Source organism: Bartonella sp. AP88HLJMH, from assembly GCF_042195605.1.
Taxonomy (GTDB): Bacteria; Pseudomonadota; Alphaproteobacteria; order Rhizobiales; family Rhizobiaceae; genus Bartonella.
Map to the genome: position 1 here is coordinate 1 of NZ_JBHIOR010000022.1, position 13,584 is coordinate 13,584.

Genomic DNA, 13,584 nt, shown 5'->3' on the forward strand with positions numbered 1-13,584 from the left:
TTTCCGCCATTAAAAAAGGGCAAGAGCGTAATGGAATAGCGGATGCGCTGGGATTGACCAGAGCGACTGATATAGTCGTGGTCTTTTGTGATACTGGTGATTACTACGGGTCCATGGAGAAGGACACTATAGGTCGTATCATTAATCCAACGAAGCATCTGGACCGGCTTTGCTCTTCGGATAGTTGTAGTGATGGCATCAATGGCTACACGATCACCAAACTCTTCTGGAAACAACACCCCATGAATGGTTTTTGCATCATTGCCATAGCCGGTAAATTGCAAACTGGGGGACCTGCCAAAACGCTCCATACAAACCCATGAGGCAGAAAACTCTTCTTCAAAGGATTGGAAATTCAGCCAGTTCACATAAAATTGATGCGGTCCTAACATCATCAAAGGATCTCTCATAGACGCCCTCCCCTCATTCTGTCCCGCCATGCAGAGCATTAGCACGTGCCCGTTGCAAAGCATGGGCAACCGCACGACCAGTGGCCACAGGATCACGGGCACCATTGACATGCACTGTGACATTTTGATTGTGGGTGGTGGTGGAGCGCTCTTTCTCTCTTTGTTCTCTCACAGAGTAATTTGCATGCCCCGCCCCCGCAAATTGCACGATGGGTTGAATGGCTGTTTTACCCCCCAAAAAACTTGGCAAAAACTCTCTTACATCAATGGAACCAATCCACCCCTTAATGCGGCTAGGCAAAGATTTACAAAAATCCATCAATTGTGAGATAGACGACATAAAGCCATCGACAATCGAATTAGCCAGATCTTCGCCCGCTTGTTCCATACCAGCCTTGGCACTCTCCGAGAGCTTTTCCTGTGTAAAAAAACTCTTCAACCATTGCCAAAAGTTGGAAAAGCTTTGTTTAACGCCCTCCCACAAATTGCCAAACCACTCGACAACAGAGGAAAGTCCTTGTTTGAACTTTTGCCAATGGGAAGAGAGATCAAAAGCAGCAGCAATGATGTTTTTTCATTTGGTGATGGTGGTGGTATCGGCACCAAAATAAACCAAGACGTGTGCGCCAGTCATGGTAAAGCGCAACACACGTAGAGCAATGTTAAAAGCCATCAGGGCGGCAATGGTTTTGATAATAGCGCTTGTTAAAACGGGATGGTCCTTGCCCCATGCCATTTTACAAAACGCGCATTTAATGGTAAAAAATAACCATAAAAACAATAAATTATCACGTATTTCTAACTAATCTCACCTCTTCCCACTTAGTACAAAACCTAATGTCAAACTACATCCAACGGAGTTTTGTATAGTATGTAGCCTTTCGGAAATTGTGGCTTATCAGCGGATTCTGTATATTTTTATATTTCATTCGTTCAAAGAAGACACTGAGCACTCAAAGAACCCTCAACGCTCTATTAAAGCCTTCTCTCATTTTTGCTGTCAAAAACTCATTCGATACATAATGTAGGTAAGAACAATCAATTATCACATATCCACTCTAATTTCACCTTTTTCCACTCAATATAAAATATAAATTATAAAGTAAATTACACACAAAAATATTTGTTATTTATTAACTTTAAAAATATAAAATCTCTCATTTTTTTTTGAAACTGTACAATATTAAAAACACTACTATTCTTATTTATATTATATTTTTTAATTTATTTTATATAACTGTACTTGTTTAATTATATATTAATAAATATTAAAATAAATGAATATTGATATAAAATAATATATCAATAATAAAAAAATTATTTTTAAAATATGATTAGATAAAAATACATTATGAAATAAATTTAATATTACATAATTAAACATAAATACAACTTTAATTTTGACAAAAAAAGCAAAACAAAATATTAAATTGCTTTGTTATTAAAATAAAAGCAATATCTATTTTCACTTCTGCTTATGAAGTTAGCGGGAAAATGAATGTTGGGGGCTTTAAAAGGAGTAGACTGATGCCTAAAAAATTTTTTCTATCCTGCACAGCAATTGTGGCAGTTGTACTTTCTGGTATCAATCTTAATGCACAAGCTAAAAATCTTGAAATTTCAGAAAATAAAAAAGAAGTTTCCAACGAAACCTACGAAATTATTCACGCAAAAAAAGGTGGTCAAATTATCGGCAAGCATTTGACGATAATCGGAAACAAAAAAACAAACACCAACATAGGCACAAATGCGCACGCTATAACAGCTGAAGGTTCTAACACTGCGATTGAATTACTGGATGGTACAACCATTAAAGGAACTGGTTCTAGCATTTTCTTCGGTCTTGAAGCAAAGGATGGTGCTACACTGAAAATGACCGGGGGAACTATCACAGTTTCCAACACTGGCGCTAAATTCTTGAACAGTAAGAATGCTGAAAACAAGCTAAAAGATATAATAATATCAAGTGGCAAAGGCAAAGCTCCACTAACTTTTGCAATATTTGCAGACAAAGACAGTGAAGTCACTTTAGAAAATGTAAAAGTGACTAAGGCAACGAATAGCGTTACAGCAAATAATAAATCTGAAATCACGATATTGGGAGGATCATTTGATGCCACAAAGGCAGCAATATCTGCTTACAATGGCAGTCGCGTAACTCTAACTAACAATGTTCAAACTACATCATCTCATGGCACTGGACTCCATGCAACAGATTCAGAAACCACAATCGAAATGACGGGAGGAAGCGTAATCACAGAAAAAATGGCGTTGGTTGCAGAAAACGGTGGACATATCAAGGTCATGGATGTTGCGTTAACTGCGACGAATGATAAAATCGGAACAGTTGTCGCCGGCGGTCCGAACAGCGTGATTGAATTGCATGGGAATACAACAATTAAGAATGCTGTAATCGGTCTTCATGCACAAAACAGTGGAATGATTAAAATGATCGGAGGGACCATTACAGCTTCTGCAACCGGCGCTGGTTTCTATAATAGTAAGAGCAATGGAAACAAGCTAGAAAATGTGAAAATATCGGGCAGTAACCATAAAGAGCCTAAAATCACAGGAATAGGTGCCGACAAGGAAAGCAACGTCACTTTAGAAAATGTAACAGTTACGCAGGCAAAAAGTGGCATAGTTGCAAATAATCATTCTAAAGTAACGGTTTCTGGAGGATTATTTGAGGGCAAAAACGTAGGGGTATACGCTGGAAACGGCAGCAACATTACTTTAACCAGCAATAAAAAAGGTAACGTTCAAGTTACATCAACATCATCGAATAGCAAAGGACTCTACACAAATGGTTTACATTCTACCATCACAATGACGGGAGGAACAGTAACCGGAGAATTAGCGTTGGTCGCAGAAAACGGTGGACATATTAAGGTCACGGATGTTGCTCTAACAACAAATGAACATGGGGGCAAGGTCACTGATGTTCCTATAATAGGCGCAGGAGTCAATAGCGCTAATAGTATGATTGAATTATATGGCAATACAACGATTAAGAATGCTGGTGTTGGGCTTGTGGCAAGTAACGGTGGCGTAATTAAAATGATTGGGGGGACTATTACAACTTCTAAAACTGGTGTTGGCTTCGTGAACAGTAAGAGCGCCGAAAGTAAACTAGAAAATGTAATAATATCAACCGGTAAAGATAAAAATTCAGGCAAAGGAATTCTTCTAGAGAAAGAAAGTGGTCTCACTTTAAAAAATGTAAAAGTGACTCAAACAGGCAACAGCGTAATTGCAAATAATCGTTCTAACATAACAATCTCTGGAGGATCATTTGATTCAAGCTATGCAACAATATGTGCTCAAAACGGTAGCAGTATCACCTTAACGGACAATGCTCAAATTACGTCACATGATGAAGCAGGCCTCTATGCACGAGACTCAAAATCCACAATTACAATGACAACAGGAAACGTGACAGGAAAATATACAGCCTTAGAAGCAGACATAGGTGGCCATATTACGGTTACAAATGTTGCTTTAAAAGCAACTAATAATGGCAGTGGTGTAGCTGCTGGTGCAGCTGCCTCTGGCTCTAACAGTGTGATTGAATTGCTTGGCAATACAACGATCAGTGACGTTAAAATCGGAATTGATGCGCAAAACGATAGCACAATCAAAATGATCGGAGGAACCATTACTGCTTCCGAAGCAGGCGTTCACTTGTTAAAAAACAAGAGCAATAACAAACTGAAAGATGTAACGATATTAAATCGTAAGGATAATGCACTACTAATCAATGCAATAATTGCAAGAAGAAGTGCCATTACTTTAGAAAATGTAACCGTTCCGCAAGCAATCAATAGCATAATTTCAGATAATGGTTCTCAAATAACAGTTTCTGGAGGATCATTTAACGCAAAAGGTGCAGCAGTATCTGCCATAAACGGCAGCACTATTACTTTAACTGACAATGCTCAAATTACATCATCTGATGACAGTGGGCTCTATGCAAAAGATTCAAAATCCACCATCACAATAACGGGAGGAACAGTACAAAGTAAAACTACTGCATTATTTGCCGGAAACGGTGGACATATTAAAGCCACGAATGTTACTTTAATAACCGCAGATAATAACGGATTCGGTGCGGAAAGCCAAGATGTTGGCAGTTTAGTTGAATTATATGGCCATACAACGATTAAAAATGCTGAGATCGGACTTTATTCAGAAAATGGCAGCACAATCAAAATGAGTGGAGGAACAATAATTGCCGAAAATAGTGCATTTGTTGTAAATAATAATGGACATATTGATGTAACAAATGTTTCTGCCACAGCAGAAGATAGAGGTATAGCATTTGAAAAATCTAAGAACAATAAAACATCTGAAATCAATTTAACCAATACAAAACTTTACATTAAAAATGGTACTGGAATTAATGCAAATGAATCAATTGGTAAAGCCAATCTCAAAAATTCAGAAATCCGTGCCAATGTTTTATTAGTAACCGAAGCTTCAACGAAAAAAAATGATTTCACTTTTACACTAAATGCCGATCACTCTATCTTAGACGGCAAAGTGAGCACCGAAAAAAAATTCAAAACAGTCTTTGATTTGCAAAACAATACGAAATGGACATTGAAAACAAGCACAAATAAAAAAAGCCAGAACAAAAAACTGCTTGATATTGCTCAAAGATCACGTTCTGATATTTCTGTCCTTAACATCAATAACAGCTCTATTGTTTTTGAAGAGCCAACTGAAAATCATTATCACACGTTGCACATAGGATCTGGCAGACCAAATACTAAAAAAGTCTACAATGCTACAGGAAAAGCAGAAATTCATTTCAACGTCGAATGGAGTGATAGTGCTGCCATAAACAAACAAAAAGCTGACCATCTTCTGATTCACGGTGATGTTTCAGGTACTACACTGGTTTATATCACTGGACATTTAGAAAAGAACAATATTAAAGCAGACGCTTCTGCTCTTACCAGTGCACGTGGTCTTTCACTCATTCAAGTTTTTGGGAAAGTAAATCAAAACTCTTTCAAACTTGCACAGGACTATATCACAATAAGTGGTTCACCTTATAAATATATACTGAAAGCTTATGGACCAAAATCAAACCACAGTAAAACAAATGCTGAACAAAACCTTTTAGGAGAAAATAAAAATTTCTGGGATTTTCGCTTACAACCAGTACTGCTTGATAGCGACTCAAAAGTAAAAACCATCGTGCCATAAATACAAACTATTTGATCAAGCCCCAATGCTCTCTTGTACGCTGGATTGACCAATATGGCTAAGCAAAATGCAACTGTTAACCAATATGCGACATTTGTCTTAAGGAAAGAATAAGAAAAACGGAATGGCTTTTTCTTATATACCTATGGAAAAACAGGAAGCTTATTTTTTGATAAGTAGTACTTCTAGTAGATATGGTTATAGCAGTGCTCATCTTCGTTATGCTGCTCTACAAGGAGGTGTTAACTTTGTCGCGCTAGAAGGGAAAAATATCTACAACACATTTTGGTCTTATAGAAACCTATGGACAACTCTCTTTGCACTCCAAAGAATATGCAAGACAGCAAGTAAGAGCATATTGAATAAATGGTCATTTCACTCACCGCCTATGGCAGTAAACAGCGTGACAGTGGTTTCTATCTTGATACGCTGTTTATCCTATGGATTCCTAAAGAGAAAGATCACCAATGCCCTCATTAGTACAACCACAAAATTGAAAAATGCAAAAATGTTGACGATCTCCACAACTGTTAGCAAACAATTTGCAACAGGTATCCAAGGCGTAACATTCGAACCGCAGGCACAGCTTGCCTATCAACATTTGATGTTTGATACCATTAAAGATGCTGATAATCTGACCATTAAGATGCAAAATCCTTCTCAATGGATAATCCCGTGTTGGTGGACGTTTGACAAAAACCATTGCCACTGAAAACAGTCGTCCTATGTCTTTCTATGGAAAAGTAAACTTAATCAAAACCTTTGGTGATGATCAGACATTCCATATTGATAAGTATTATAAATGTGACCCCTCGGGAAGTTCCGTTGAAGGTGGGCTTGGTATTAGTGCATAATTGTCCGCTAACCTCTCCCTTCATGGTGATGTCAGCTATCAACAAAAGCTTCAAAAAACTGGTATAAGTGGTACAAGCTTTTCAGGAGGAATACTCTATCAGTTTTAAATCAAGACTGTAAAAATAGCCTATTCAATTTAACAAAAAGGCAGCATATTGCTGCCTTTTTGGTTTATTATAAGCTGTTTTTAAGCGCTTTTTTAAATAGAGAACAGCGAAATATTTGAAGACAGTCATTGACCATTGGATGTTTTTTACAAAAAATTCTTTTTATAAAGAATAAAACTGTAAAAAAGAGAACAACCAAAAACAAAATGATATTGTAAAATAATGAGAAGCTTTTCTAGAAAATACAACATTACTATCTTTTGTTATTTCTCACGAATTTAATGCTTAAAATCCCAAAATAAAACTTTTGAACATAAAATGATAAGTAAAAAATAATGCAATAATATCAAACAAAGGGATGTATGTTATAAGTCACTCATATATTTCAAAATGGAAGTTCTAATAGGATTTAAAATATTACAGCTCAAACACTGCCCAGAAAATTCATACTGAAAAAATCCTATTATCCCCTTCCCTCTTAACAATGCCGCCAAACATCTCCAGAAACTTCAAAACAAATAAAATTGCATTTTCTCTTCTGTAAAATTGATCATGCTCTTTGCTCTCTATGGACAATAGGCTCTATACTTGCTTCAAAAAACTCCTTTGTATAATCGTGTTGCGCATGTAGATTACGCAATTCATCATTGCTAAGCTCTTCAAGAATAATCCCTTTATGCATAATTCCAACACGTTCACAAATATGTGCAACAACAGCAAGATCATGGGATACCATTAAATAAGTAAGCTTTTTTCTCACGCGCAGTGATTTCAACAAGTTTAAAATTTCAGCCTGTACCGACACATCCAATGCAGACGTTGGCTCATCAAGCAACAACACCTCTGGCTCAATAATTAAAGCACGTGCAAGAGCAATACGCTGACGCTGCCCTCCAGACAACTCATGAGGATAACGATAAAGAAATGAAGAATCTAAACCAACGGAATCTAAAGCATCCTCCACCCGCTCTCTTTGATTATCCATTCCATGGATTTTGAGCGATTCAGAAAGAACCGTATGGACCATTTTTCTTGGATGCAGCGAAGCATAAGGATCTTGAAAAACCATTTGAATACAGCGTAAAAAATCCTTACTTCTTTTCTTTTCAACTTCTTGTCCAGCAAAAAGGAATTTTCCACTATAATCTGGAATAAGCCCCACCAATGTATTCAAAATAGTTGACTTTCCACATCCGGATTCACCAATCAAACCATAAGCTTCACCACGCTTAATATGAAAATTAACATTTTTAACAACTGTTACTGCCTTATGCCTGTGCCCAAAAGTTACAGATAAATTAGAAATATCAATAATATTCTCACAATTTGTCATGAGGAACCTCCTCAACGCCATTAACAATCGTAGGATTATACAACCAATCAGGATCACGCTCAGGAACAGCCAAAATATCAACTGGATTATCAAGCCGTGGCAAACTCGCGAGCAACGCCTTTGTATAAGGATGACAAGCGTGAGACAAATCAGAAGCAGGCAACTCTTCTAAGACACGGCCCGCATACATCACCAAAATACGATCACAAAAATCAGCAATCATATTTAAATCATGACTAATGAAAATAAGTCCCGTTCCAGATTTTGTCACAAGTTCATCTAATACAGATAAAACTTGTCGTCTGACCGTAATATCAAGTGCAGATGTTGGCTCATCAGCAATAATTAAATCAGGTTTTGGAATGAGCATCATTGCAATCATCACGCGCTGCCCCATCCCCCCAGATATTTCATGAGGAAAGAGACGCATCACATGTTCAGGATCACGAATATGAACAGATTCTAACATAGATATGGTGCGCTCCCTCGCTTCAGCTTTTGAAACACGGTAATGAATACGGTAAGCCTCCATAATCTGTTCCCCGATCCGTATTAATGGATTAAGTGAATATTTGGGATCCTGTAAAATCATTGAAATACGTTTCCCACGGATTTTTCGCATCTGAGGTTCACTTGCGGCCAATAAATCAACATCCTCAAAGCGCATTTTTTTAGCTTTAACAATGGCTGCTTTTGGACTCAACCTTAGTATTGCGCGCCCAGTCATCGATTTTCCAGATCCGGATTCACCAACAATTCCAATTTTTTCTTTTCCAACAGAAAAACTAACACCACGCACAACTTCTGAAATGCCGCGCGTTGTAGGAAAAGAAATACGTAAATCTTCTACTTCTAATAATTTATTACCCATTGCGTGGATCCAATACATCACGAAGACCATCACCTAAAAGGTTGAAAGCAAGACTTGCAAATAATATTGCACAGCCTGGTATTGCCGCCAACCACCAATTTGTCATCATAAATTCCCGCCCTGAAGAAAGCATCGCACCCCATTCAGGACTTGGAAGTTGAGCTCCCAACCCTAAAAAACCAAGACCAGCAGCCGTTAAAATAATTCCAGACATATCCAAAGTTAATCGTACAATCACTGAAGGAATACACATGGGCGCAACATGAAACAAAATAATTCGCCAAGCAGAGGCCCCTTGCAGGCGAACTACAGAAACATAATCAGAAGAACGTATTGTCAAAGTCTCAGCACGTGCTAAACGTGCAATTGGTGGCCATGCTGCAATTGAAATTGCAATAGAAGCATTTTCAATCCCTGGTCCCAATGCGGCTGAAAATGCAAGAGCTAAAATCAAACCTGGAAAAGCAAGAAAAATATCGACAATGCGCATGAGCACAGTATCAACCCATCCGCCCATATAACCAGATACAGTTCCAACAATAAGCCCTATTGGACCTACAATAACTGTTGTAAGAAAAACAACATAAAGAGTAATACGGGAACCAAAAATAAGGCGACTAAAAATATCACGTCCCAATTCATCTGTTCCAAAATAATGCGCCATAGAGGGTGGCTGCAACCGATGCCCCAGATCATTGCTAAGAAAATCATGCGTAGCAATCCAAGGAGCAAAAAATGCACATATGATAATAATACAAATAATAAGCAGACCGAATACAGCCGAAAAGTTATGAAAAAACTTAGCCAGTGCGTGATAAATTCTTTGTATGTTCGCTTGAATTATGGAGTTTGGAACAGGATCGTTTAACCAACTACCCAAAGAAGATGATGATTGCGATTTATGATGATTACTTACTGTCATATTCAACGTGTCCTTGGATCAAAAATGCGATAAAGCAAATCAGAAAATAAATTAATGGCGACAAAGATAAATCCTACAAGTAAAGTACATCCTACAACTGCATTCATATCTCCGGCTAAAAGAGCATTTGTCAAGTAATGTCCAAAACCAGGCCAAGCAAAAACTGTCTCCGTTAAAACAGCCCCTTCTAATAAAAAAGCATAAGAAAGTGCAACAACGGTAATAATTTGAACAGCAGCATTTCGAAAGGCATGCCCCCAAACGGTTCGCGCCCACGATAATCCCTTTACACGTGCAGTAATGATATATTCCTGATTAAGCTGCTCAATCATAAACCCACGAGTCATACGGCTAATATAAGCCATAGCACCGAAAGCCAAGATCAAAGCAGGCATAATAACGTGACTAAAAACATTACCAAAAGCCTCCCATTGTCCTTGGCTTGCAGTATCCCAAAGGAAAAATCCTGTTTTTGGTTCAAAAGAATATTCATAAAGAAAATCAAGTCGTCCTGGGCCACCAACCCAGCCAAGCTTGGCGTAAAATATTAACAACGCCATTAATCCGAGCCAAAATGTTGGAGTAGAATAACTTACAAGTGTAAAAACACGGACAACATAATCAATAAATGAATCGCGATACATTGCTGCAAAAACACCAAATGGAATTCCAAGACTTGTGCCAATAACAATAGCAACGGTTGCAAGCTCTAATGTTGCAGGAAACACACGCATAATATCGGCTAGAACAGGTCGCCCAGAAGTTAAAGCATCTCCAAAGTCAAACAAAAATACATTATGAAGATACTTCCAATATTGGACAATCAACGGCTTATCAAGACCCAGCTTATAATACATTGCATCATAAGCTTCCTGACTGATATTATCACCAAGAATAGACAGAACCGGATCTAGAGGAAGAAGATGACCAAGAAAAAAAGTGATCGTCACCAACCCAAGCAATGTGATAAAAACTGAAATAAGAAGTTTCAATCCTTTGCATAAAAAATCCCATAAAAATAATTTTTTCTGCTTTTCTGATACAGCTCTTTCAGTCTCTGAAAGTGGCAAAACCATTATAAAAATCCCCTCTGTAGCGACAAAACATAAAGCAAATACTTTTTTATATAACAAAACAATCTCTTATTAAGCATGTTCTACAATCCTTTTCTATAACATGCTTCTTTTTATTTTTCTGCTTCATTGTAATAAAGTCTATAACTGTTCCAAATCCATTTTTTGACATCAGGCCCCATACCAACGGTATAATATGTCTGAAATAAATAAACCATAGGACCATGCTCTAGCACATAATGCTGTAAAGTACGATATTGCATGATACGCTTATTGGGGTCTTTCTCAAACAAAGCATCCATCACCATGTTATTAATATTTTCATCATAATACCCAGCGCGCCAAGCTAAATACATATTGTGCTTTTTTGTAAATGTTGGATCAGGGTTAAACACGTGATTTAATGAAGCAGGATGTCCATCAGGATCGGCACTCCCCCACCCCATAATAGCAGTATCATAATTTCCACCACGTACACGGCTCAACAATTGATTTTGTGCCATTTTTTCAATTGTAAGCTCAACACCAATTTTGCGTGCATTGGCTTGAATAGACTGTGCAACAGACGACATATAACTAAGGCTTCCAACTAAAAGATTAGCTTTAAACCCATTAGGATAACCAGCTTCAGTAATCAGTTGTTTTGCTTTTTTCAAATCCAACTGAAAAGGCAAACCTTCTTTTTCATCTAAAGCACCTGGAACACCTAAAGACATATAAGTTGCCCGAGGAATAGCAATCCCTTTCAAAACAGTTTTTCCAAGACCTTCATAATCAACCAAATAACGAAGTGCCAATCTGACCTTTTCATTCGCAAAAATTGCATTCTTATTATTTAACGATAAGTAAATAATCTGCGGACGCAAAACACGACTAATTTTGACTGGGCCTCCTTTTTTTTCAAGATCTAAAATATCCTCTGAAGAAAGATCACGCACTATATCCACATCACCTTTTTCCAAAAGAAGTCTTTGACTTGATGAATCCGCTACATGCTGCACAACAATCTGCTTAATTTTAGGCACATCGCCCCAATAATGTTGTGTCGCCTCTAACACAACTTTATCTCCTGGAGACCAGCTCACCAATTTATAAGGTCCAACACAAGCTGTATGTGTTGCTAAATATTTATTCCCCATATCACCGTTAATACTCTGTGCTTCAATTGTTTTCCGATCAAGCAAAGCAGAAGCATAAGATTGTCCAATAACAGTCAATATGAGCTGAATAGGATAGGGTTTATCTAATTTTAATTGTAAAGTCTTATCATCAAGAGCCTGAATATTTGTTTCAATATTGTTTTTGGTAAACCCATAATCCATTAAAGATTGAGCATAGCTTAATCCTAATTTAATAATCCGTCGCATCGACCATACCAAATCTTGCGCTGTAGCCATCCTTCCATCATTAAACTTTAAATCATCACGAAGATGAAAGACTATTCTTTTGCCATTGTCTAAAACGTCCCAAGATTTTGCCATAGCAGGGCGAATTTTTGTAGGATCATGCTCATCATATTGCACTAACGCGCTGCAAATATTCGTTAATAACTCACTCGTCACAACCTCAACAGTTTGCGCTGGATCAAAACTACTAATTGAATCAATATTCCATGCCATTACCAATATATCTTTAGATGAGGCACTGAATGCTGTTGTTACAGCCCCATTAAAAAAAATGATTGAGCTTAATAAAATAGAAATTTTTTTCAATATTCTTTGTTTTCCCATTTTATCTCTTCCTTTTGTATTCTTCTACCTTTTCACACAAAGTGATTGTGATTTTGCTTAAATAGCATAGCATTAGACATCAATTTCATTTAATCAAACTAAGCATCTACAAAATAATTTTCTTATACATCAGTCTATATTCGGGATGCAGAGAATCTATAACCATAAACAAAGATCCTCCCCAATATAACTTTCTATATTCATCGCTCCCTATAAACGATCTTAATTATATACTGCTACTACACAAACATCCCTCACAGTTTCATCCTAAAAAAACTGAAGAGCTTTATATGGGAGAATATTTTCATCATGCAATTATGATTAAGCTCTTTTTAGCTTTGATAACACTAAAAAGACACACTTATTTTTCAATTTTACTATAAAAAATACGCGGTGCACTATTCCAAACCCATTTTTTGACATCAGGCGTCATCGCGACAACGCTATATTGTTGAAAGATAAACGCATACGGTCCTTTTTGCATTAATTCACGTTGTAAATCAGCATAGAGTTGCGCTCGTTTTTGCGGATTTTTTTGAAACAACGCTTCTTCAACTTTTTGATTCATCTTAGCATCAAAATACCCATGCTTCCAACTAGGATAGGCTGTATTTCTAGCCTCAAAACGATTATCTGGATTGAAAATAAGACGTGAAGCCATGGTATGAGGATCCGCAGAATCATTATTCCATCCGATAAAAGCCGTATCAAAAGCTCGAGCATCCACTTTTGAAAATAACTGTGTACCTGCTACACGTTCAATTTTAAGACGCACGCCCGCCTGTGCAGCACTATCCTGGAGTGACTGAGCAAGTAACAAAGTATAAGGAGTGTTTGACACGAGAAAATTTGCCTCAAATCCATTCGGATAACCAGCTTCTGCTAAAAGCTGCTTGGCTTTTGCAATATCAAGTTTAAAGGGTTGCCCCTCTTTTTCATCCAAAGCCCCAAAGTTGCCAAGAGGAATAAAACTGGCCCGTGGGATACCAATCCCTTTGAGAAGCTTCTTGCCAAGACCTTCATAATCTATGAGATAACGCATCGCCAAACGTACTTTTTCCTTAGCAAA

12 protein-coding genes are annotated in these 13,584 nt (G+C 37.4%); 4 read left to right on the plus strand and 8 right to left on the minus strand.

All coding sequences use genetic code 11. The annotated features are described in order from the left end of the window. Together ACFIMA_RS08310 and ACFIMA_RS08315 are read right to left on the minus strand one after the other, a co-directional pair. Window positions 1–410 (minus strand): phage tail protein (locus ACFIMA_RS08310; protein WP_375693350.1); only part of this gene is annotated, 410 nt, incomplete at its 3' end. A gap of 13 nt (window positions 411–423) precedes the next feature. Further along, window positions 424–849 carry a hypothetical protein gene (locus tag ACFIMA_RS08315; RefSeq protein ID WP_375693351.1) on the minus strand — a complete coding sequence of 142 codons (426 nt, stop codon included), beginning with the start codon at window positions 847–849 and terminating at the stop codon, window positions 424–426. A 24-nt stretch (window positions 850–873) separates the two neighbouring features. On the opposite strand from ACFIMA_RS08315, the gene ACFIMA_RS08320 reads away from it, so the two are divergent. From ACFIMA_RS08320 to ACFIMA_RS08335, 4 genes are all read left to right on the plus strand, one after another. Then, window positions 874–1,065, plus strand: coding sequence for a hypothetical protein (locus ACFIMA_RS08320; protein ID WP_375693747.1), 192 nt, complete (start codon window positions 874–876; stop codon window positions 1,063–1,065). A gap of 839 nt (window positions 1,066–1,904) precedes the next feature. Next, a complete protein-coding gene (locus tag ACFIMA_RS08325) occupies window positions 1,905–5,624 on the plus strand; it encodes a right-handed parallel beta-helix repeat-containing protein (protein WP_375693748.1) in 3,720 nt (1,239 codons plus the stop codon). 124 nt (window positions 5,625–5,748) lie between these two features. After that, entirely contained in the window at window positions 5,749–6,336 is a 588-nt protein-coding gene (locus tag ACFIMA_RS08330; RefSeq protein WP_375677744.1) for an autotransporter outer membrane beta-barrel domain-containing protein, read from the plus strand. Further along, a complete protein-coding gene (locus ACFIMA_RS08335) occupies window positions 6,314–6,478 on the plus strand; it encodes a hypothetical protein (RefSeq protein ID WP_375655423.1) in 165 nt (54 codons plus the stop codon). Before ACFIMA_RS08330 ends, ACFIMA_RS08335 begins: the two co-directional genes overlap by 23 nt. Before the next feature lie 658 nt (window positions 6,479–7,136). Here ACFIMA_RS08335 and ACFIMA_RS08340 read toward each other — a convergent pair. The 6 genes from ACFIMA_RS08340 to ACFIMA_RS08365 all read right to left on the minus strand — a co-directional run. Further along, complete coding sequence (locus tag ACFIMA_RS08340) at window positions 7,137–7,919, minus strand: ABC transporter ATP-binding protein (RefSeq protein ID WP_375652957.1); 783 nt, start codon at window positions 7,917–7,919, stop codon at window positions 7,137–7,139. Beyond that, complete coding sequence (locus ACFIMA_RS08345; RefSeq protein WP_273790733.1) at window positions 7,906–8,790, minus strand: ABC transporter ATP-binding protein; 885 nt, start codon at window positions 8,788–8,790, stop codon at window positions 7,906–7,908. Before ACFIMA_RS08345 ends, ACFIMA_RS08340 begins: the two co-directional genes overlap by 14 nt. Beyond that, entirely contained in the window at window positions 8,783–9,712 is a 930-nt protein-coding gene (locus ACFIMA_RS08350) for an ABC transporter permease (protein ID WP_375632501.1), read from the minus strand. The genes ACFIMA_RS08345 and ACFIMA_RS08350 overlap by 8 nt, the downstream gene beginning before the upstream one ends. Window positions 9,713–9,714: 2 nt before the next feature. Then, entirely contained in the window at window positions 9,715–10,788 is a 1,074-nt protein-coding gene (locus ACFIMA_RS08355; RefSeq protein WP_375613823.1) for an ABC transporter permease, read from the minus strand. Window positions 10,789–10,898: 110 nt separating this feature from the next. After that, a complete protein-coding gene (locus tag ACFIMA_RS08360; RefSeq protein ID WP_375612275.1) occupies window positions 10,899–12,515 on the minus strand; it encodes an ABC transporter substrate-binding protein in 1,617 nt (538 codons plus the stop codon). Window positions 12,516–12,876: 361 nt separating this feature from the next. Then, window positions 12,877–13,584: ABC transporter substrate-binding protein (locus ACFIMA_RS08365; RefSeq protein ID WP_375686297.1), on the minus strand; the 708-nt coding region annotated here is incomplete at its 5' end.

Coding starts and splice junctions, on each gene's coding strand:
- ACFIMA_RS08325 (WP_375693748.1), top strand. CDS start 1,905: ATGAATGTTGGGGGCTTTAAAAGGAGTAGACTGATGCCTAAAAAATTT.
- ACFIMA_RS08330 (WP_375677744.1), top strand. CDS start 5,749: ATGGCTTTTTCTTATATACCTATGGAAAAACAGGAAGCTTATTTTTTG.
- ACFIMA_RS08340 (WP_375652957.1), bottom strand. CDS start 7,919: ATGACAAATTGTGAGAATATTATTGATATTTCTAATTTATCTGTAACT.
- ACFIMA_RS08345 (WP_273790733.1), bottom strand. CDS start 8,790: ATGGGTAATAAATTATTAGAAGTAGAAGATTTACGTATTTCTTTTCCT.
- ACFIMA_RS08350 (WP_375632501.1), bottom strand. CDS start 9,712: ATGACAGTAAGTAATCATCATAAATCGCAATCATCATCTTCTTTGGGT.
- ACFIMA_RS08355 (WP_375613823.1), bottom strand. CDS start 10,788: ATGGTTTTGCCACTTTCAGAGACTGAAAGAGCTGTATCAGAAAAGCAG.
- ACFIMA_RS08360 (WP_375612275.1), bottom strand. CDS start 12,515: ATGGGAAAACAAAGAATATTGAAAAAAATTTCTATTTTATTAAGCTCA.